This window comes from Sulfurospirillum sp. UCH001 (genome assembly GCF_001548035.1).
Classification (GTDB): domain Bacteria; phylum Campylobacterota; class Campylobacteria; order Campylobacterales; family Sulfurospirillaceae; genus Sulfurospirillum.
On sequence record NZ_AP014723.1, the window covers coordinates 1266432 to 1287989 of the forward strand.

Below are 21558 nucleotides of genomic sequence, written 5' to 3' on the forward strand. Positions count from 1 at the left end.
TATTAATCAAGGATTTACTATGGATAAAATTATTCGATTTAGTGTGTCACTTCCTGAAAAACTTTTAGAAGAGCTGGATAAAAAAGTCGATGCTCAAGGGTATGCTTCACGTAGTGAATTTACAAGAGATCTTATTCGTGAGAAAATTGTCAAAGATGATTGGCAAGATGATAATAGTGATGTGATAGGTGTTTTGACAATGATTTATACGCATCATCAAAATGAACTTGTTCAAAAAATCTTAGAAATTCAGCACGATGCGAAAGTCAACATTATGTGTAATACGCATGTTCATGTAAGCCATGAAAACTGTTTAGAAACCATTATGGTAACGGGAAAAGTTTCTGAAGTGAAAGATTTTGCACAGAAAATTGCGGGACTTAAAGGCGTTAAATTCTCTAAACTTGTTGAAGCTTCAGTTCCAGCTTCCTAATCTTACATAAAAAAGTTTTTCTTCCACAGCGTCTCTAAGATGAGGCGCTGTTCTTCTTTTGTGTAATTGAATTTGAACTCAGCTTCTTTTAGATAATAGATAAAATTCTCTTTTTTGATACCTTTAAAATGCTCCAACCATGTTTCTAAAAAATGCCAAAAATCAATTAATGCATTATCAAAACTCTTATAATGGGCTACTTTATGTTGATTGAGATAGCGTGCATACGTCTCTTTTTCGATAGAGGTGTCTTCCAAATTTTTCAGATGAGCAAATTGATCTGGAAGTAATAACGTATGGATACTTTTACCATACATCATCCCTAAAATGCCTATGGCATCAAAAAGATATTTGGGTTTACCTCTTTTTGACGTAGGGAGATAGTAGTACTCATCATATTGTGAAAATGTTTCTTGTTGATTTGTATAGAGTTCTTCTGAATATTTTATAAGAAGAAGTCGCAATTTCTGATAGACTTTTTTAATGGTAAGATAATTTAAGTGCAATTGCAAAGCACATTCATGAGCGCTTTTATTTTCTACAAATGCATTTAATATCGCTATTCCTTGAGCGTATTTATCATAACTGTATGTACGTTTACATGAGATACAACGATACTGTGAAGAGGAGACTTTATAAAGCTTTGTATGTCCGCAATAGATGCATACTTCTTGATGATTTTTCATCTCACCATTTTTCCTAAAAACAACTAAGAAACTTCTTTTTTTATTTCGCATTTAATCATTTGTTCTATAATAGTTGAAAATTATAGTCAAGGATATAAAAATGTGTAAAGATTGCGGTTGTTCAATCACTCCTTCTCAATGGTCAGCACATGCACATGAGCATTCTCACGATGGTCACACGCATACGCATTCACATGACCATGACGGTCATACTCACCATGATCATCCTCATGCGCATGATCACCATCATCACGACCATCATCATAAACATGAGGAGATTCATGCAAATCCTCAACTTAACGATAAAAAAACCATAGCGGTTATTACAAAAATTTTAGATGCTAATGATACACAAGCTGCCCATAATAGAGCGCATTTTGAAGAGCATGGTGTACTTGCTATTAACCTTATGAGTAGCCCAGGCAGTGGAAAAACAACGCTTTTGGAAGCAACCATTGATACGAAACAGATTAAACTGGGTGTTATAGAAGGTGATCTTGAAACGAATCAAGATGCTGATCGTATCATTGCAAAAGGTGCTCCAGCACATCAAATTTCAACAGGTCAAGCGTGTCACTTAGATGCCTTTATGGTTCATGAGGGACTTCATCATTTGCCTATAGATGGGCTTGATGTTGTTTTCATTGAGAATGTTGGAAACCTTGTTTGCCCTGCAAGTTATGATGTAGGAACACATCTTAACGTTGTGCTTCTCTCCGTTCCTGAAGGCGACGATAAACCTGCAAAATATCCTGTGATGTTTAGAAGTGCAGACTTGTTCTTAATCACAAAATGTGACTTATTGCCATATTTTGATTTTAGTGTTGAAAAAGCGATTCGCGAGGCTCGAAAACTCAATCCAAAAGTGGATGTTATTGAGATTGACAGCAAGTCTGGAAAAGGAATTGATCAGTGGATCAACTACCTTAAAATGAAAAAAGCATTGAGATAACTATGTGTTTGTCTATCCCTTCTAAAGTCGTAGAAATCGACGAAAATAATTATGCAACGGTAGATACCATGGGTGTTAAGCGTAAAGTAACGCTTGATTTGATTAGTGAGCCTGTATATGTTGGCGATTATGTATTGATTCATGTTGGCTTTGCTATGAATAAGATTAGTAAAGAGCACGCGGAAGATAGCATCGCTGCGTATAATGAGATTGTTGAAGCCATGAAAGATGGAAGCATTGCTGAAGATGAAGGCGAGAGTCAGTATGACAGAAGTTGATCTTATCGAAGGGTTCCGAGACCCAGAGCATATGAAGGCTTTAGCAGCACTCATTAAAAAAGAGTGTAAGTCTAAGATCAACATTATGGAAGTGTGTGGTGGGCATACACATACGATTATGAAATTTGGACTTTCACAAATTTTACCTGATTTGATTGAGTTTGTGCATGGTCCTGGGTGTCCTGTGTGTATTATGCCTAAAGAGCGCATTGATCATGCTATTGCATTAGCGTCTATGCCAAACACCATTTTAGCTACACTTGGCGATATGATCCGTGTACCTGGTAGCAAAACCTCTTTACAGAAATTGCGTGCTGAGGGTAAAGATATTCGTTCCCTTTACTCACCAATGGATGTTATAAAAATTGCACAAGAAAATCCAGATAAAAATGTTGTCTTTTTTGCGATTGGCTTTGAGACAACAACGCCGATGAGTGCTGTTTTAGTTCAACAAGCCATAGCACTTGGTTTAAAAAACGTCTTTTTTCATATTAACCATGTAACAGTGCCTGAAGCTGTTGATGCCATTATGAGTGGCGGCGATGCAAAAATTGATGCTTTTTTAGGACCTTCTCATGTGAGTGTCATTACAGGATATAAAATTTATGAACCGATTGCTGAAAAGTACCATACTCCTGTAGTGGTTTCAGGGTTTGAGCCAACCGATGTGATGGAGTCTGTTTTACGCATTGTGCGTCAAATCAATGAAGGCAAAAGCGTTGTTGACAATGAGTATGCAAGAGCAGTCTCCCGAGAGGGCAACCTTAAAGCACAAGAGCTTGTGAATACTTATTTTAAAAAGCGTGAGCATTTTAGATGGCGAGGCATTGGAGATATTCCTAAAAGTACTTTGAAACTAAGAGCCCAGTACGCGGCATACGATGCTGAGATTGTCTTTGATGATGTGCTTCCAAAAGAGGAACTGAATGATCATAAGATGTGTATTTGCGGTGATATTTTAAAAGGTAAAGCAAAACCATTTGATTGTAAAGTTTTTGGAAAAGCATGTACGCCAACGAATCCTATGGGATCATGTATGGTTTCGAGTGAAGGTGCGTGTGCGGCGTACTTCAAATATGGCAAGTTAAGCCTCAAAGGAGCAACAGCGTGAGTAAACAAATCCTTCTCTCTCACGGAGGTGGTGGCGAAGAGACCCAAAACCTCATAAAAGACCTTTTTTTCAAACATTTTGAGAATGACATTTTGCTTCGTATGGAAGATGCGGCAAGCCTTGTGATGAATGACCATAAAATCGCTTTTACAACCGACTCTTTTGTTGTGTCACCACTCTTTTTTAAAGGTGGAAACATCGGTAAATTGGCTATTGCTGGAACAGTGAATGACCTTTCGATGATGGGTGCAAAGCCTCGTTATATGACCTGTTCGTTTATGATCGAAGAGGGTTTTTTAGTCTCTCATCTGGAAGATATCGTCATGACGATGCGTGATGAAATGGCAAAAAGTGGTGTTAAAATCGTTGCGGGTGATACCAAAGTTGTACCTCGTGGTGGTGTTGATGGACTTTTTATTAACACAGCAGGCATTGGTGAAATTATGTGTGAGAACATCTCTGCACACAATTTGGAAAATGATGATGTCATTATCGTCTCTAACGAAGTGGGCAATCACGGTGCGTGCATTTTAGCGACTCGCGAAGAGATAGAACTTGAGAGTGACCTTCAAACAGACTGTGCAAGTCTATGGAAACCTGTTGAAGCATTAATAGACGCTAATGTAAAAATCCATGCATTAAGAGATGCTACAAGAGGAGGGCTCAGTGCTGTTCTTAATGAATGGGCAAGCACGTCTCATGTGTGCATTGAAGTGGATGAAGCAAAAATCCCTGTGGCAAAAGAGGTGCGAGGTGTGTGTGAACTCTTAGGGTTTGAGCCGTATGAGTTTGCCAATGAGGGCACGATGGTTATCGCTCTTCCAAAAGCAGAAGCACAGAGAGCACTCGACATTCTTAAACAGTTTGATGAAACAGCCAAAGTGGCGATGATCGGCACTGTCAGTGATAGATTTGCTGATAAAGTTGTGTTGCATACACCATGGGGAAGTGAACGCTTTTTAGAACCACCTAAGGGTGAATTATTGCCGAGGATTTGCTGATGCATGAGTTCTCCATTGTTAATGCACTCCTTGAGATGTGCGAAAAAAATGCTAAAGAACACAATGCTTCTAAAATTACCAAAGTAGAGATCAAAGTAGGTAAACTCAGTGGTGTTGAGGCACATTTGCTAGAAACAGCATTTAATACGTTTAAAGAAGAAACCGTATGTGATGGTGCAGAGTTTGTCATGCACCTTCAAGAGATTGTTATTCATTGCGAAAACTGTCATAACGAGGCAACACTGAGTCAGAATGAGTTTATTTGTCCAACGTGTCAAAGTACAGATCTTCGAGTTATTGATGGCGAAGAGATGTATTTGATGCACTTGGAAATGGAGTAAAGAGAGCCTAAGAGTCAGTAATGTATAATCAGTGATTATATATTATAAGCTCTTATAGGGCTTCAACAAGGATAACAATGCTAAATGAGCTAAGACGAGCGACTCTTGAAGATTTACCAGAAATTATTAAAATATATAATGAAGCGATAAAAGATGGTATCTCTACGGCTGATAGTAAAGTTGTAAGTGTTGAAGACAAATTAGAATGGTTTAACTCGCATGATAGCTTACATCCTATCTTAGTCAAAGAGTATCATGGGCGTATCATCGCATGGATCAGCCTACAGCCTTTTTATGCTAATTTGATGGCATACCGTCATAGTGCTCGTATCAATATCTACATTGATAAAAACTTTCAAGGTAAAAAATTAGGTCAACAATTCTTAAGTGAAGCCATTGAACAAGCAAAAGGTTATAACATCAAAACGCTTTTAGCGCTTATCTTTTCTGAAAATGCACCAAGCTTAAAACTTTTCAAAAAATTAGGTTTTAAAGAGTGGGGCAATCTCAATAGAGTTGCCAATATTGAGGGTGTGGATAAAGATCTTTTAATTCTTGGTCTTCGTATTCAAGAGTAACTATGAGAAAAGAAGCATCGATTATTTTCGATATGGATGGAACACTGATTGATTCAAGTGCAGCAATGACGCACAGTGTCAATTACGTACGCAATACATTAGGACTCTCGCCTATTGATAAAAAATATTTGGAATATCATATCAATCAACCCGATCAACATTTACCAAAAATTTTTTACAACACTGAAGAGTATGACCCTGCGCATCGTGCCTTATTTAAAGAGCATTATATGCACTTTTCTCCATCGATGATAGCGCTTTATCCTGATGTCAAAGAGATGTTGCATCTGCTTTCTCAAAAAGCGTATTTGGCAATTGCAACCAATGCGAGTGATTTTTTTGCGCGTCATATGTTAGAGCAAATGGGTGTTTTAGAGCATTTTTCTGCCATTATTGGTGCGAATAATGTTGCCGAACCAAAGCCAAGCCCTTTAATGGTTTATCGTCTCATGGAAGAGTTAGGAAGCGATGCTTCCAAAACCGTTTTAGTAGGGGATAGCATTAAAGATGAAGGCGCAGCAACCAATGCTGGAATACCTTTTATTTTTGCAGAATGGGGTTATGGAACAAGTCAGAGTGCAAACCTACGCGCTCATAATGTTCACGAACTTGTAGGTTTACTTAATACGCTTATTTAAGAAGTTCTAGTGGTAGCTCAAGCGTACGCTTGATGATATTAACGGGGCTTTTTAGCGTATCCATAATAAGATGTGTCTCAATCTTTGGATCTGTTGTAGGACCTGTAACATCCACATTCGTTGATATTCTTTTATCATCTCCTAAAATGATGCCACCCACTAATGGAATCATATCAATTGCTGAGCTAAAGGTTTTAAGTGTTTTGATTTGTAGTTTAAGATCAAGCGTATTTGGGATTAAATTTACTTTGCCTGCTCCTGCGATGTCTGCACTTTTGCCTCTAAGCTGTATCTCTTTAATATGCATCTCTTCTTTGCTTTGATTGAACTCTACATAGCCATTTTCGACAAAATAGCCTTCGGTATTAAAATTAGGGTCATTAAAGACGAGTAATGAAGGGATAGCATTAATTGTAGCCATAAGATTGTTGAAAAATTTTAGATCTTTGATATACGTTTTATGCATGATAAATGTACCTTGCATATTATGATTATCTACACCATCAATACTGAGTGAAAAATCGCCTTGATGAAAATAATGTCGATTGAAAAGAGCATTGATGGCATCGGAATCTAATGATGTTGCTTGAATGCCAAGAATTCCTTTTCTTTTTTCATATTCAAAGGAAGATTTACCACGTTTTGAATTTAGATGAACTCTATCTTTAAAGAGTGTTAATGTATAGCGTTCGCTGAGAACGGTTTTATTATTATCCATATCAAGGAAAGAGGAGTTTTCACCAAATATAGTCGTTTTTATAGGCAAATCTAAAGGATCATCTCCTTGTGGGATTGAGATATTCATATCTTTAATATGCAATGTAATTTCTTTATCATAATGAAGAGAGAGTTTATTATTTGTTGTGCTTGCATCGAGAATTTTGGTATCGGTTGTAAGTGCAACTTCAAAATCTTGAACAGGTACACGGTTTTCCAGCAGAGGAGTCTCTACATTGTAAAGATTAATTTTTGCATCAAAATTTTCAAAATCTTTGGTTTGCACACTTACTGAGCCTTCAGAAAGGTTACCATCACTCATAAATGGAGAAAACGCGGCTACTTTTGTAAGATCAGTAAGAATAAATTGATTGATGTCCTTTGCAAATGAAATTGTTGTCTCAAGGCTTGGAAGTGCCATTTTAGTTACGCCATTTTCAATTGAAAAGGAAGCATTTTGATCGGCAAGATTGTTTATTTTTAAAAGTTTTGTTCCACTAAAATCTAATAGTAAATTATTGATGTCAATTATGCCTTCATAATTACTTTTTTTGGCATCAAATGTACCAGTAGCATTAATATCAAAGAGATTTTTATAACGTAAATTGGCATTATCTAGCATAATTTTAAAGTTATCAAGTCTTACTTCACCATATTTTGTGGACATTGGAAGACCACTGAGGGTAAAATCACTAGGGGAGAGCTTGAATTTTCCTGTTGCATTAATGTCAAAAGGAAGAAATTTTATATCAAGTCTAACGTTAGCATCTGTTTTACCTGAGGTTTGTGTAATGGGAACATCAATTTTAAAAGCATGTAAAATTTTATGTATTGGTGCATCAAGTTTCGATGTAGCGTTTAAATCAACAACAATACCAGTGCCTTTCCCGATAAGGTTGTAGATATAAACATCAGCTTTTTGAATGTTTTTTTGCTCATATGTTGGCTCATGAATATCAAAAAGAAGCTTATCATCTTTAAGTTCAATTCCAATCTCTTTTACATGCGCTGGTGGCACGGTAGGCTCAAAACTGACCGTTGCATTTTTAACCGTTGCGCTTCCTCTCATCTGCATTGGAAAATAATCTAATGTAGCAAGGTCAAATTTACCTTCAAAAAAATGCAGGATATACTCTTCACCAATAATGTTTTTATCAATCCAATCTTTTGCAATTTGATCGAGTTCAACATGCGAAACAATAAAATCCATAAGGTCTTTCAGATTTTTATTTTGAAAAGGATCACTTTGTAGATGATAGGTTAAAAGCGTGTCTTTAATATCAATAAGTGCAATGCCTTTTAATCCAAATGTCTCAAAATCACCTTCAAATGAATGGTTTTTCGTTTTGAGATCAATGCGTGCTTTGCCATTTAGATGTAATGCAAAATCTTTTAAAAAAGCTTCTTGAATGTCAACTTCAATACTCCATTTTTCAATGGGCGTAATCATAAGATCGACACTGAGGTGTTTACTATCGAACTTAAAGGTATTGTCTTCATAATGAAGTGAAATGGTTTCATTGTCATAAATGATCGCATTGATGCTTATTTTGCTAAAAAATTGGTTGATATACGGAAAATTTTTAATCAGTTCAGCGGTCTCTTCTAAAGAGGTGTCTGTTTGCGTTTCTTTCTTAATATCAAGTGTTTGGATACTCACAATCAATTTTTTATCTAGTTTTATATATAATTGATCAATTTTTATCGTCGGTAATGTAAGATTATCGATTGAAATGCCATTTACTAGGGTGCCAATTAATGCTACGACAGAAAGAACTATGAATAGAAAAAATATCCAAATATTCCTAATGGTATGTGATGTTGCTTTAATAATCATATATTCACTTCTCTTTCACTTATCCAGACCAATGAGCTCAAGCTCGGTCGCCTTTGTGCCACAAGGCTCAATAGGGCAAATTATATCATATATGGTTGAGAAAAATTTTGACCTCAATGAGAAAGTTGACAAATACCTTCTCTATATGATTGGTCAACCACAATCAGGCTGGGTCAGCATTAATCAAAGTCCATTAACACGGGGTGATTTTCTCTATAAGCTTTCTCACTCAAAAGCACCTTTAAAAGTTATCACGTATATTCCAGGTGAGACAAAAGAGCTTTTATTTGTACAGATTGCATTAGCATTTGATCTTTCGTATGAAAAGCTTATGCAAGAATATGCTCAGGCAACGCCTTATGTTGATGGGTTTATTGTGCCTGAGACCTATTATATTCCTGTAGGTATTAGTGAAAAACATTTGGTTCATTTTTTATTAGCGCATGCAAAGAAGTACCACAAGGATGTGTTTGAAAAGATTTTTGGCGAGTTTAATGAGACCAAATGGCAAAAGTTTATTATCATAGCTTCGATTATTCAAAAAGAGGCTGCAAATGTTGAAGAGATGCCTCTTGTTTCATCGGTTATTTACAATCGCTTGAAAAAAGATATGAAGCTACAAATGGACGGTACGCTCAATTATGGGCAGTATTCTCATGTCAAGATTACACCACAGCGTATTCGAGAAGACACATCTTCTTACAATACGTATATGTATAAAGGGCTTCCGCCAAATCCTATTTGTAGTGTCAGTAAAGAAGCAATTTTTGCGGCCATTTTCCCAAAAGCAACGAATTATCTTTATTTCGTGAAAAATAAAAATGGCACACATACGTTTTCCCAAAATTATGAGACACATTTAGAAAATATAAAAAATTAATGATATAAATTTAATAAAGAAGCTGGTAGCATTACTAAAATTTAGTTCACAAAAGGGGTAAACATGGCTCAAAAAACAAGTAAAATCATTTATACTAAAGTAGATGAAGCTCCCGCTCTCGCAACATATTCTTTATTGCCAATTGTCCAAGCATTTACAGCTACTGCAAACATTGAAATCGAGACGAGAGATATTTCTCTCTCAGGGCGTATACTTGCAAATTTTCCTGAAAATTTAACTTCTGAGCAAAAAATCAATGATGATTTAACCTATTTAGGTGAACTGGCTAATCAACCTGAGGCTAATATTATTAAATTACCGAATATTAGTGCATCACTGCCTCAGCTTCAAGCAGCAATTAAAGAGCTCCAAGAGAAGGGCTATAATATTCCTAGTTATCCTGAAAATCCAACAAATGAAGCAGAAAAAGAGATAAAAGCACGTTATGCAAAAGTTTTGGGAAGTGCTGTTAACCCAGTGCTTCGTGAAGGAAACTCTGATAGACGAGCTCCTTTATGTGTCAAAGAGTATGCACGTAAAAATCCACACCGTATGGGTAAATGGACACCTGATTCTATGTCGCATGTTGCGTATATGAATGAGGGAGATTTTTACGGTAATGAAAAATCGGTAACAGTACCTGAAGCAACGACTGTTCGTATTGAACTTGTGAGAAAAGATGGTACAACAGCTGTATTAAAAGATAAGCTTGCTTTACTAAAAGATGAAATTATTGATGCAACCTATATGAGCAGCAAAAAGCTTTCAGCATTCTTTGAAGCGCAAATGGAAGATGCAAAAAAAAGCGGTGTTTTACTCTCTTTACATCTAAAAGCAACGATGATGAAGGTTAGCGATCCTATTATGTTTGGATACGCTGTGAAAGTCTTTTTTAAAGATGTATTTGAAAAATACGCAACCCTTTTTGCTGAGATTGGTGTGAATGCAAACAATGGTCTTGGTGATCTTTATACCAAAATTGCTACATTGCCAGCAGCACAAAAAGAGGCTATTGAAGCAGATATTAAAGCATGTTATGCAAAACGCCCAAAACTGGCTATGGTAAATTCTGACAAGGGTATTACCAATTTACATGTTCCAAGTGACGTTATTATTGACGCGTCAATGCCAGCGTGTATTAGAGAATCTGGCAAAATGTGGGGTGAAGATGGTGCCTTACATGAAACAAAAGCACTGATCCCAGATCGCTGTTATGCTAGAATTTATGAAGAAACGATGAACTTCTGTAAGAAAAATGGCGCACTTGATCCTAAGACAATGGGTTCTGTTCCAAACGTAGGGCTTATGGCTCAAAAAGCTGAAGAGTATGGTTCTCATGATAAAACATTCCAATGTGATGCTGATGGTGTTGTACGTATTGTTGACATTGCAAATGGTCATGTTTTAATGGAACATAGCATTGAAAAAGGCGATATCTATCGTGCATGTCAAGCAAAAGACGCACCGATTCGTGATTGGGTTAAACTTGCAGTGACTCGCGCACGTCTTAGCCATACACCAGCCATTTTCTGGCTTGATCCTGCACGTGCTCACGATGCCCAGATGATCAAAAAAGTCGAAAAATATCTTAAAGATCATGACACATCTGGTCTTGATATCAAAATCATGACACCTGAAAATGCCATTCGTGAGTCGTTAGCTCGTATTGTAAAAGGACTTGACACTATCGCTGTAACAGGAAATGTTTTACGTGATTATCTCACCGATCTTTTCCCGATTTTAGAAGTAGGAACATCCGCTAAAATGCTCTCTATTGTTCCATTGATGAATGGTGGTGGACTTTTTGAAACAGGTGCGGGTGGATCTGCTCCAAAACATGTTCAACAATTTGTTGAAGAAAACCACTTGCGTTGGGACTCTTTAGGTGAATTTATGGCATTAACAGCTTCACTTGAACATCTTGATAATGTTGTCGGTAACAAAAAAGCCTCTATTTTGGCTAAAACACTCGATGCGGCAACAGGTAAATTCTTAGATAACAACAAATCACCATCTGCAAAAGCAGGCGAGTTGGATAACCGTGGAAGCCACTTCTATTTAGCGATGTATTGGGCGGAAGCTTTGGCCGCACAAAGTGAAGATCAAGTGCTTGCAGAGCAGTTTAAGCCTCTTGCTTCAACACTAAAAGCAAATGAGCAAAAAATCGTTGATGAATTAAATGGCGTTCAGGGTAAACCTGTTGATATGGGTGGGTATTATATCCCTGATTTTGACAAAACAAGTCGTGCAATGCGCCCAAGTGCGACTCTTAATAAAGCTTTGGAATTACTCAAAGCGTAATTTGATTTATATGTAAAGAAGGAGTCTCTTTGTCACAAGGAAAAAAAGTCTCAATTATTGGAGCAGGAAATGTGGGAGCAACGATTTGCTATTGGTTAGCCATGCGTAAAAGTTGCCGTGAAATTGTGATGATAGACCTCGTTGAGGGCGTTGCCATTGGCAAAGCCCTTGACATCTCGCAAGCGACTAGCCCTGAAGGTAGTCACACTCTCATTAGTGCGTCTAGTGATTATCAACATATTGCAAATAGTGATATCGTGGTGATTACCGCAGGAAGCCCTAGAAAACCGGGTATGAGCAGAGATGATCTTTTAATGATCAATGCCAAAATTACCAAAGGAATCATAGAGCAAGTTAAAACCTATGCACCAGAAGCTATTATTATTACTGTTTCAAATCCATTGGATGCCATTACCTATGTTGCGTTAAAAGTTGGAAACTATCCGCGTAATCGTGTTATTGGTATGGCAGGAATTTTAGATAGTTCTAGAATGGAGACATTTATCTCTGAAAAGCTTGGATTTGGTTATGGACAGATTACTGCTAGCGTAATGGGCGGACACGGCGATGATATGGTTCCACTTCCTCGTTACTCTTCGGTGAATGGTGTGGCGCTGACTGATTTGCTGAGTGATCTTGAAATTGAAGAAATTATCGAAAAAACACGTCATGGTGGTGCTCAAATAGTAGGTTATATGGGTACATCAGCCTACTACGCCCCTGCAAACTCAACAGTCAAAATGATTGAAGCAATATTGAGTGATTCACGTGCTATTTTCCCTTGTGCTGTATTGTTAGAAGGTGAGTATGGTTACCATGATACTGTCAATGGCGTACCTGTTGTTTTAGGGGCTAATGGAATTGAAGAAATTGTCGAATTACCACTTAATCTCAATGAACAACACCAATTTGCAAAAAGTGTCAATTCTGTTGATAAACTCTTAGAAACACTCCGTAAAAATAATTTCTTTAACGCTTAAACTTCGATATGAGTCATTTCCGATCAGGCGATGACTCATATTTATTCTACATTTAAAAAAGTCTTAAAAAAAACCTCCAAATCAATTACAATATAGCATAACGATAAATGGTGATAATTCATTAAATCTGACCATTTGTCAGAAATCGTATATAAAAATATAAGGAGTCTGCATTGTTAAGAGGGAAGAAAGTTTCGATTATTGGTACGGGAAATGTAGGTGCAACAGTATGTTATTGGCTTTCAATGCGAAAGAAATGCCGTGAAATTGTGATGATTGATAGGCACGGCGTTGTAGCACATGGAAAAGCGTTAGATATCTTACAAGCAACGAGTCCAGAAGGAAGCCATACGCAAATTTACAATTCGACAGATTATGCCATGATTGAAGATAGTGACGTTGTTGTTGTAACAGCAGGTGCAACTCGAAAACCGGGAATGAGTAGAGATGATCTATTGCTACTCAATGCTACTATTACGCAACAAGTCATTCATGAAGTACGAAAATATGCACCCAATGCCATTGTTATTATGGTGTCCAATCCACTTGATGCAATGACGTATGTTGCCATTAAAGCAGGGTGTTACCCAAAAAATCAAGTCATTGGCATGGCAGGCATTTTAGATAGCTCAAGAATGGAGACATTTATATCACAGAAACTCGGTTTTGGATATGGACAAGTAACCGCAAGTGTCATTGGTGGACATGGTGATGATATGGTACCGTTACCACGCTACTCATCTGTAAATGGTGTGGCATTGACTGATTTACTCAGTGATGAAGAAATTAAAGAGATTATTGAGTTAACAAGGCAAGGTGGGGCAGAAATCGTAGGTTATATGGGAACATCCGCATATTACGCACCTGCAAATTCCATTGTGAAAATGATTGAAGCCGTTTTAAATGATTCTCGTGCTATTTTTCCGTGTGCAGTATTATTAGAAGGAAAATATGGATACAATAATACTGTAAATGGCGTGCCTGTTGTTCTAGGAGCAAACGGGGTTGAAAAGGTTCTCGAATTACCTTTGAATTTAGAAGAGCAACAACAATTTGCAAAAAGTGTGAATTCTGTTGAAAATTTATTGGATACATTACGAAAAAATAACTTTTTTGCGTCATAAATATGTCATGTTAACTTAAAGTAGAAACAAAAAAAAGATATAGTTAAGATTTTTATTGATTATGATGTTCAGATAACTATAGAGTCTTGGTATCGAAAGTTTAATTTAAGTCAAGCAGGGAGGTTTTATGAATATTCATGAGTATCAGGCAAAAGAGATCTTTAAAAGATACAATGTTCCCACACCCAATGGTTACGTGGCCTTTAGCGTAGAAGAGGCTGTTGAAAATGCGAAGAAGCTTGGTGGCTCTCTCTGGGTCGTCAAAGCACAAATTCATGCAGGTGGACGTGGCCTTGGTGGTGGTGTAAAACTCGCCCGAAGCTTGGAAGAAGTTAAAACATTAGCTGGTCAAATTCTTGGTATGACTTTGGTGACACACCAAACTGGTCCTGCAGGTAAATTGGTTCAAAAGATTTACATTGAAGAGGGCGCTGATATCGCTGATGAACTTTACCTCGGTGTCGTTTTAGATCGTGCCCGCGAAATGCCTGTTATTATGGCATCACGTGAAGGTGGTATGGAGATCGAAAAAGTAGCAGCTGAGTCTCCTGAAAAAATTATCAAAGTTGCAGTTGATCCATTTATTGGTTTTCAAGCATTCCATGGTAGAGAACTTGCTTATGGACTTGGTCTCGCGCAAGAAGAGATTAGTAGTTTTATTAAATTTGCAGCAGCCCTCTATAAAGTCTATATGGAAAATGACGCTGAGATGATTGAAATCAATCCTTTGGTTAAAACAAAAAGCGGTTCATTCATTGCGCTTGATGGCAAAATGGGTTTTGATGATAACTCATTATTCCGTCACCCAGAAATTGAAGCAATGCGCGATGAAACAGAAGAAAATCCAATAGAACGTGAAGCTTCAAACTATGGTCTTAGTTATGTAAAACTCGATGGAAACGTTGGCTGTATGGTCAATGGTGCTGGTCTTGCTATGGGAACCATGGATACTATCAATTATGTTGGCGGTACACCTGCTAACTTCTTAGATGTAGGTGGTGGAGCAAATGCTCAAACGGTAGCAAAAGGCTTTGAGATCATCTTAAAAGATCCAAACGTCAAATCAATCTTTGTCAATATTTTCGGTGGCATTGTACGATGTGATCGTATTGCAAATGGTATCCTAGAAGCGACAAAACTTGTAGATGTACATGTTCCTGTTGTTGTCCGCCTTGATGGAACCAATGCCAAAGAAGCAGCCGAAATTCTCAAAAATGCAAATATCAAAAATATTATTACTGCAAGTGATCTCAACGATGGCGCTAACAAAGCTGTCGCGTGTGCTAAAGGAAACTAATTATGAGCATATTGATTGACAAAAATACAAAAGTAATCGTTCAAGGTTTTACAGGTAAAGAGGGTAGCTTTCATGCCGAACAATGTTTAGCATATGGTACGAAAATCGTTGGTGGTGTCACACCAGGTAAAGGCGGAACAACGCATCTTGGAAAGCCTGTCTTCAACACTGTTCGTGAAGCTGTCTTGGCAACAGGTGCAACCGTAAGTATGGTTTTTGTTCCACCTGCTTTTGTTGGAGATGCAGTTTTAGAAGCTGCCGATGCTGGCATTGAACTCTCTGTTATTATCACAGAAGGCTCGCCCGTACGTGATATGCAAAGAGCAAAGGCTTATGCAGTTAAAAAAGGCATGAAAACCATTGGACCAAACTGTCCTGGAATTATTACAGCTGAAGAGTGCAAGATCGGTATTATGCCAGGAGCTATTTTCAAAAAAGGTAACATCGGTTTGATTAGTAAATCAGGAACTTTGACCTATGAAGGCGCAAACCAAGTATGCAATGAAGGCTTTGGTATTACCACAGCAGTTGGTATTGGCGGTGACCCTATTATAGGGCTTTCGTATTTACAACTTTTACCTCTTTTTGAAGCAGATCCTGAGACGGAAGCGATTGTTATGATCGGTGAAATCGGTGGCGATCTTGAGATTCAAGCAGCTAAATTTATTAAAGAGCATATTACAAAACCTGTCGTTGCTTTTATTGCAGGTCAGACTGCACCTAAAGGAAAACGTATGGGACATGCAGGTGCTATCGTCAGTGGAAGTGCAGGCACTGCTGCTGAGAAGATGGAAGCACTAAGCAAAGCAGGCGTACATGTTGTTAAATCCCCTGCAGAGATAGGTAAAAAAATAGCAGAGGTTTTAAAGAAATCATAATAATTAAGTGAGCTAGATGGTGTACTATTGTACAATCTAGCCACTGTATAATATTATTTTTGCAAAGAAAAGATATGATAAAGGAGAGAGAATAATGGGTTTAATTACCGCTCCAAGTAATACACCAGTGTGGGTTAACGTCGCTAGGTGTAAAGCTTGTGATATTTGTGTCAGTATGTGTCCAGCAGGTGTTTTGGCAATGGTTCAAGCACCAAACTCGACTTTAGGATCAATGATAGAGGTTGTTGTACCAGATGCCTGTATTGGATGTAGGGATTGTGAATTGCATTGTCCTGATTTTGCTATTTACGTAGCAGACAAAAGTGAATTTAAGTTTGCAAAACTTTCAGAAGCTTCAAAAGAGAGAGCTGAAAAAGTTAAACAAAACAAATTTAGAAAATTAAGTGCATAAGGAAGCAAGATGGCAAGAGAAGTAATATCAAGCGGTAATGCACTTGTAGCAAAAGCGGCTGTTGAATGTGGCTGTAAATTTTTTGGTGGGTATCCAATCACACCATCGAGTGAAATTGCAGAGGATTTAAGTAGTTTACTTCCAAAAAATGGTGGTAAATTTATTCAAATGGAAGATGAAATTGGTGGTATTTGTGTAGCTTTGGGTGCATCTATGAGCGGAACAAAGTCTATGACTGCTTCATCTGGTCCTGGAATCTCTCTTAAAGCAGAACAAATTGGTTATAGCTTCATCGCTGAAGTCCCATTAGTCATTGTTAACGTTATGCGTGGTGGTCCATCAACTGGTCTTCCAACACGTGTTTCTCAAGCAGATATTGGACAAGCAAAATACCCAACACATGGTGACTTTTCTTCTATCTCACTTTGTCCAGGTAGTTTAGAGGAAGCCTATACTGAAACCATTAGAGCATTCAATATCGCTGAAAAATACATGACTCCTGTTTTTGTTCTTTTAGATGAAACACTCGGTCACATGCATGGTAAAGCAATTCTCCCTGATCTTGCAGACGTAGAGAAAAGTATTGTCAAACGTGCAGAGTTCACAGGCGATCCAAAAGACTATAAACCTTATGCAGCAGCTCCAACAGAACCAGCTGTACTTAACCCTTTCTTCAAAGGCTATCATTATCATGTAACGGGACTTCATCACGGTGACATGGGCTTCCCAACAGAAGATGGTGCAGCATGTGAGTATAACATTGAGCGTTTGACCAACAAAATCAAAAGTAAGTCTGATGATCTAGTCAAATACGAAGAGTTTATGCTTGATGATGCTGAAATGTGCATTATTGCTTATGGAAGTATCAGTAGAGGGGCTAAAGAAGCGGTTATGAAACTAAGAAACGATGGCATCAAAGCGGGTCTATTTAGACCAATTACACTTTGGCCAAGTCCTGTAGCAAAACTCCAAGAAATTGGTAAGAAATTCAAAAAAATCATGGTAACTGAACTTAATATGGGTCAATACCTTGAAGAGATTCAGCGTGTTATGAAACGAGATGATTTTGCGACATTGCACAAAGCTAATGGTCGTCCAATCGCTCCACTTGAAATGGTAGCAAAAGTTAAGGAGATGATGTAATGGCATTTAATTACGATAAATATCTACGTGTAGATAAAATGCCAACCTTATGGTGTTGGGGTTGCGGTGATGGTGTTATTTTAAAATCTGTGATTCGTGCTATCGATGCAATGGGTTGGGATATGAACGATGTATGTGTGGTTTCAGGTATCGGATGTAGTGGACGTTTTAGTTCATACATTGACTGTAACACAGTCCATACAACACATGGTCGTGCCATTGCATACGCAACAGGTATTAAGCTAGCAAACCCAGATAAACACGTCATCGTTGTAACAGGTGATGGTGATGGTTTGGCAATTGGTGGTAACCATACCATTCATGGATGTCGTAGAAACATCGATCTTAACCATATTTTGATTAACAACTTTATCTATGGTTTAACAAATTCTCAAACCAGTCCAACAACACCTCAAGGTATGTGGACATCAACAGCAAATTACGGTAATGTTGATCCAACGTTTGATGCCGCAAAATTGGCTGATGCTGCAGGTGCAACCTTTGTTGCGCGTGAGTCTGTGTTAGATCCACAAAAATTAGAGAAAATGTTTGTAGCAGGTTTCTCACACAAAGGATATTCATTCTTTGATGTATTCTCAAACTGCCATATCAACCTTGGACGTAAAAACAAAATGGGTGAAGCAGTTCAAAACCTTGCATGGATTGAAAATCGTATCGTAGGTAAAAAGAAGTTTGATCTCCTCAGTGATGAAGAGCGCGTAGGTAAATTCCCAACGGGTATCTTGAAGCAAGAAGAGGGCAAACTCGAATATTGTGAAGCGTATGACAAAGTTATCTACGCAGCACAAAATAAAACCACAGTACAGTTATAAGGAGCCCTTGATGAGAAGACAATTACGTTTCGTAGGTGTAGGCGGTCAGGGTGTTATCTTGGCGGGTGAGATTTTAGCGGTTGCAAAGATCAAAGAAGGCGGGTATGGTGTTAAGGCATCAACTTATACCTCTCAAGTTCGTGGAGGGCCTACAAAGGTTGATATTTTGCTCGATGAGAGCGAGATTTTATTTCCTTATGCCAATGAGGGTGAAATTGAGTTTATGATCGCAACAGCGCAAGTAAGCTTCAATCAATTTAAAGATGGCGTAAAACCAGGCGGTATTATCGTTGTTGAGCCAAATCTCGTTAAGCCAACCGAAGATGATCGTAAAAAATGGAAAATCATCGAAATTCCATTGATTACCATTGCAAAAGAAGAGGTTGGTAATGTTATTACTCAGTCGGTTGTAGCACTTTCAATAACTGTTGAGATGACAAAGGTGCTTCCGCATGAACTTGTAAAAGAAGTTATGCTTTCAAAAGTTCCTGAAAAAGTACATCCAGAAAACAAAAAAGCATATGAACTTGGCGTTAAATACGCACAAGAGGCGCTTGCAAAACTCTAAAAATAGTAAGCTCTTTGGAACTTTCCAAAGAGCTTAACTCTTTCTTCTTATCAAATCAAAAACTAATATTACTAAACTCAGAATTTGTCAAACTTGCTGCAACCATAGGCGGTTTTGCAACGCTAATGCCTTCAACAAGTGCTGAAACGTCTTTCCCACTATTTGGTAAAAAGAGTGGGCACACAGTTACATTTGCACCTGCTTTGATGAGACCTTGAAGTGCTGCTTTTGGGTTTGTAGCTGTTCCATCTGGTTTTTTCACTGTTTCTGCTGTAAAGTCTTTAAGAGCCAAGTTCCCTGCAGGACCACATAATGTGATGTTTAAAGCTTTCTTTTGGTCATTCAAAACACTACCACCTAGTACCATCCCCATCATTTGAGTTTGGGCATCTGCTGATGTCATTAGAACATTTAATCCTTTCAATTCCGCACTACACAAAAAGCTAGGGACTGCAATAGCAGCAACAAGTAAGGCACTCTTCGTAAATAGTCTCATGAATAACCCCTTAATAAGATGTATAGATTAGCTTCAGTCATTATGAAGATAATCTATAACAATTATAATCTAAATATATCTAAATTATAGATGAGAAGACGGGTGGAAGAATAGGTATGTTAGAAAAACAACCACACAAGTAACACAATGCCAATACTAAGGTTCAACCAACTGACACCATCCTCAAAAAGCTTGATGAGGAGTTCATAGTTATAGCGTTCTAGGGTTGCAGGATGTAAACTTAGTGCATTTTGCGCATAGTGCACAATGTCAGATGCCCAAAAATAGGCAATGATTTCAGGAGCGATGAAAAAGAGTATAACGCCTAAGATTCCCCAAAGAGATTTTTCGGGTTTCATATCGGAAAGTACTTTTTTTGTCGCAGGATGTCGTACAATTTTCTGGAGTTTTTCTCTCACTAAAAGACCTTTGGGAAGTTGAAATGTGGAGCGGGTGACGGGAATCGAACCCGCTACTTTCAGCTTGGGAAGCTAACACTCTACCGATGAGTTACACCCGCATTTAAAAGTGGCATTATAGCACACTCATCTTTTGCTGGCACACAAAACGTTGATATGTAAAAGTAAACTTTAGCTTTTACAGATAGTTTTAAAAGTGTTATTTTTTTCAAACTTTGCTGTGCCATAATGACCCAAATATTATCAAGGAGTCATTATGGAGTATAGAATTGAAAAAGATACGATGGGTGAGATAAAAGTTCCTAATGATCGTTACTGGGGTGCACAAACAGAACGTAGCCTAGAAAATTTTAGAATAGGCACTGAAAAGATGCCAAAAGAGCTCATTCGTGCATTTGCACTTTTAAAACGCTCTTTGGCTGTCGTCAATCAAAAATTAAACAAACTCGATACCAAAAAAGCAAATGCCATCATACAAGCGTGCGATGAAATTCTAGCAGGAAAATTTGATGGCGAGTTCCCTCTTGCTATCTGGCAGACAGGAAGCGGCACACAGACCAATATGAACCTCAATGAAGTGATCGCCAATCGTGCCACAGAGATATTGGGTGGTGACTTTAGAAAAGAGAAATTAATTCATCCAAATGACCATGTCAATATGTCTCAAAGCTCAAACGATACCTTCCCAACAGCAATGCACATCGCAAGTGTCATTGAAATCGAAGAACAATTGCTTCCTTCATTAGAAAAACTCAAAGAAGCGCTTGAGCTCAAAGAAAAAGAGTTTGCAGGCATCATCAAAATAGGACGTACACACTTACAAGATGCGACACCTCTTACCTTAGGGCAAGAATTTAGTGGGTATCGCAGTATGCTAGAACACTCAGCCTCTCATATCTTGCAAGCCCTGGAGTCTTTACGTGAACTTGCCATTGGTGGAACGGCTGTTGGAACAGGTCTCAATGCGCATCCAAAGCTGAGTGAGTTTGTGAGTGAAGAGCTCAGTAAGCTTACGGGAAAAGCATTTATCTCTGCCCCCAATAAATTTCATGCCCTCACATCGCATGATGCTTTAGTATTTGCCAGTGGCGCAAATAAGGGCTTAGCCGCAAACTTGATGAAAATAGCCAATGACATAAGATGGCTAGCTTCTGGACCAAGATGTGGTATAGGTGAACTTTCGATTCCTGAGAATGAACCGGGTAGCTCCATTATGCCAGGTAAAGTCAATCCAACGCAAGCTGAAGCAGTGACGATGGTTGCGTGTCAAGTGTTTGGCTCGGATGCTGCCATTGCTTTTGGTGCAAGTCAAGGTAATTTTGAACTCAATGTCTTCAAACCTGTCATCATCCTCAACTTTTTGCAACAAGTAAGACTGCTTGCAGATGTGATGGAGTCATTTCGTATTCATTGTGTGGAAGGCATTGAAGCCAATAGCGAGAAGATAGCACATAACCTGCACAACTCGTTGATGCTTGTAACCGCACTCAATCCTTACATCGGTTATGAAAACGCCGCAAAAGTCGCAAAATTAGCGCATAAAGAGCATTTGAGTCTTAAAGAAGCGTGCGTCAAGCTTTCACTTTTAAGTGCTGAAGAGTTTGATCGTTATGTTATTCCTGCTGAGATGATTCATCCTAAAGAGTAAAACGAAA

23 protein-coding genes and 1 tRNA gene are annotated in these 21558 nt (G+C 38.1%); 19 read left to right on the forward strand and 5 right to left on the reverse strand.

Annotated features, from left to right (window positions below; all coding sequences use genetic code 11):
* Positions 1-19: 19 nt before the first annotated feature.
* A complete protein-coding gene (gene nikR / locus UCH001_RS06350; protein WP_067175816.1) occupies positions 20-433 on the forward strand; it encodes a nickel-responsive transcriptional regulator NikR in 414 nt (137 codons plus the stop codon).
* Positions 434-435: 2 nt separating this feature from the next.
* Here nikR and UCH001_RS06355 read toward each other — a convergent pair whose 3' ends face one another.
* Positions 436-1119 (reverse strand): hypothetical protein, encoded by a 684-nt coding sequence (locus UCH001_RS06355; RefSeq protein WP_067178484.1) that lies wholly within the window; start codon positions 1117-1119, stop codon positions 436-438.
* A 100-nt stretch (positions 1120-1219) separates the two neighbouring features.
* Between UCH001_RS06355 and hypB the strand changes: the two genes are divergently transcribed.
* From hypB to UCH001_RS06390, 7 genes are all read left to right on the forward strand, one after another.
* Complete coding sequence (hypB, locus tag UCH001_RS06360; protein ID WP_067175819.1) at positions 1220-2071, forward strand: hydrogenase nickel incorporation protein HypB; 852 nt, start codon at positions 1220-1222, stop codon at positions 2069-2071.
* 2 nt (positions 2072-2073) lie between these two features.
* A complete protein-coding gene (locus UCH001_RS06365) occupies positions 2074-2349 on the forward strand; it encodes a HypC/HybG/HupF family hydrogenase formation chaperone (RefSeq protein ID WP_067175822.1) in 276 nt (91 codons plus the stop codon).
* On the forward strand, positions 2336-3460 hold the full coding sequence (gene hypD, locus UCH001_RS06370; RefSeq protein WP_067175824.1) for a hydrogenase formation protein HypD: 1125 nt from the start codon (positions 2336-2338) through the stop codon (positions 3458-3460). Before UCH001_RS06365 ends, hypD begins: the two co-directional genes overlap by 14 nt.
* Positions 3457-4461 carry a hydrogenase expression/formation protein HypE gene (gene hypE, locus UCH001_RS06375; protein WP_082705688.1) on the forward strand — a complete coding sequence of 335 codons (1005 nt, stop codon included), beginning with the start codon at positions 3457-3459 and terminating at the stop codon, positions 4459-4461. Before hypD ends, hypE begins: the two co-directional genes overlap by 4 nt.
* Complete coding sequence (hypA, locus tag UCH001_RS06380; RefSeq protein ID WP_067175827.1) at positions 4461-4802, forward strand: hydrogenase maturation nickel metallochaperone HypA; 342 nt, start codon at positions 4461-4463, stop codon at positions 4800-4802. Before hypE ends, hypA begins: the two co-directional genes overlap by 1 nt.
* Before the next feature lie 77 nt (positions 4803-4879).
* Positions 4880-5380 (forward strand): GNAT family N-acetyltransferase, encoded by a 501-nt coding sequence (locus UCH001_RS06385; protein ID WP_067175830.1) that lies wholly within the window; start codon positions 4880-4882, stop codon positions 5378-5380.
* A gap of 2 nt (positions 5381-5382) precedes the next feature.
* On the forward strand, positions 5383-6018 hold the full coding sequence (locus UCH001_RS06390) for an HAD family hydrolase (RefSeq protein WP_067175834.1): 636 nt from the start codon (positions 5383-5385) through the stop codon (positions 6016-6018).
* Here UCH001_RS06390 and UCH001_RS06395 read toward each other — a convergent pair.
* Positions 6011-8572 (reverse strand): DUF3971 domain-containing protein, encoded by a 2562-nt coding sequence (locus UCH001_RS06395; RefSeq protein ID WP_067175837.1) that lies wholly within the window; start codon positions 8570-8572, stop codon positions 6011-6013. The genes UCH001_RS06390 and UCH001_RS06395 overlap by 8 nt on opposite strands.
* Between UCH001_RS06395 and mltG the strand changes: the two genes are divergently transcribed.
* From mltG to UCH001_RS06445, 10 genes are all read left to right on the forward strand, one after another.
* Positions 8463-9452, forward strand: a complete 990-nt coding sequence (gene mltG, locus UCH001_RS06400) for an endolytic transglycosylase MltG (protein ID WP_371258013.1) — start codon at positions 8463-8465, stop codon at positions 9450-9452. The two genes, UCH001_RS06395 and mltG, sit on opposite strands and share 110 nt — an antisense overlap.
* A gap of 63 nt (positions 9453-9515) precedes the next feature.
* Positions 9516-11753, forward strand: coding sequence for an NADP-dependent isocitrate dehydrogenase (locus UCH001_RS06405; protein ID WP_067175844.1), 2238 nt, complete (start codon positions 9516-9518; stop codon positions 11751-11753).
* A gap of 29 nt (positions 11754-11782) precedes the next feature.
* Entirely contained in the window at positions 11783-12733 is a 951-nt protein-coding gene (gene mdh / locus UCH001_RS06410; protein ID WP_067175847.1) for a malate dehydrogenase, read from the forward strand.
* Positions 12734-12906: 173 nt separating this feature from the next.
* Positions 12907-13857, forward strand: coding sequence for a malate dehydrogenase (gene mdh, locus UCH001_RS06415; protein WP_067175850.1), 951 nt, complete (start codon positions 12907-12909; stop codon positions 13855-13857).
* A gap of 127 nt (positions 13858-13984) precedes the next feature.
* Positions 13985-15154, forward strand: coding sequence for an ADP-forming succinate--CoA ligase subunit beta (gene sucC, locus UCH001_RS06420; RefSeq protein WP_067175853.1), 1170 nt, complete (start codon positions 13985-13987; stop codon positions 15152-15154).
* Positions 15155-15156: 2 nt separating this feature from the next.
* Positions 15157-16032 carry a succinate--CoA ligase subunit alpha gene (gene sucD / locus UCH001_RS06425; RefSeq protein ID WP_067175855.1) on the forward strand — a complete coding sequence of 292 codons (876 nt, stop codon included), beginning with the start codon at positions 15157-15159 and terminating at the stop codon, positions 16030-16032.
* Positions 16033-16126: 94 nt separating this feature from the next.
* On the forward strand, positions 16127-16444 hold the full coding sequence (locus UCH001_RS06430) for a 4Fe-4S dicluster domain-containing protein (protein ID WP_067175857.1): 318 nt from the start codon (positions 16127-16129) through the stop codon (positions 16442-16444).
* A gap of 9 nt (positions 16445-16453) precedes the next feature.
* Positions 16454-17587, forward strand: coding sequence for a 2-oxoglutarate synthase subunit alpha (locus tag UCH001_RS06435; RefSeq protein WP_067175859.1), 1134 nt, complete (start codon positions 16454-16456; stop codon positions 17585-17587).
* The gene (locus UCH001_RS06440) at positions 17587-18420 is read left to right on the forward strand and encodes a 2-oxoglutarate ferredoxin oxidoreductase subunit beta (RefSeq protein ID WP_067175862.1); all 834 of its coding nucleotides are present in this window, start codon (positions 17587-17589) and stop codon (positions 18418-18420) included. The genes UCH001_RS06435 and UCH001_RS06440 overlap by 1 nt, the downstream gene beginning before the upstream one ends.
* A gap of 10 nt (positions 18421-18430) precedes the next feature.
* Positions 18431-18988 carry a 2-oxoacid:acceptor oxidoreductase family protein gene (locus tag UCH001_RS06445; protein ID WP_067175865.1) on the forward strand — a complete coding sequence of 186 codons (558 nt, stop codon included), beginning with the start codon at positions 18431-18433 and terminating at the stop codon, positions 18986-18988.
* Between the two features lie 55 nt (positions 18989-19043).
* Here UCH001_RS06445 and UCH001_RS06450 read toward each other — a convergent pair whose 3' ends face one another.
* The 3 genes from UCH001_RS06450 to UCH001_RS06460 all read right to left on the reverse strand — a co-directional run bounded on the left by UCH001_RS06450 (position 19044) and on the right by UCH001_RS06460 (position 20004).
* Positions 19044-19484, reverse strand: coding sequence for a hypothetical protein (locus UCH001_RS06450; RefSeq protein WP_067175866.1), 441 nt, complete (start codon positions 19482-19484; stop codon positions 19044-19046).
* Between the two features lie 119 nt (positions 19485-19603).
* Entirely contained in the window at positions 19604-19903 is a 300-nt protein-coding gene (locus tag UCH001_RS06455; RefSeq protein WP_067175869.1) for a hypothetical protein, read from the reverse strand.
* A 26-nt stretch (positions 19904-19929) separates the two neighbouring features.
* Positions 19930-20004 (reverse strand) — tRNA-Gly (locus UCH001_RS06460).
* A 155-nt stretch (positions 20005-20159) separates the two neighbouring features.
* On the opposite strand from UCH001_RS06460, the gene fumC reads away from it, so the two are divergent.
* Positions 20160-21551: a class II fumarate hydratase gene (fumC, locus tag UCH001_RS06465; protein WP_067175871.1), complete on the forward strand. Its 1392-nt coding sequence runs from the start codon at positions 20160-20162 to the stop codon at positions 21549-21551.
* The last annotated feature ends 7 nt before the right edge of the window (positions 21552-21558 follow it).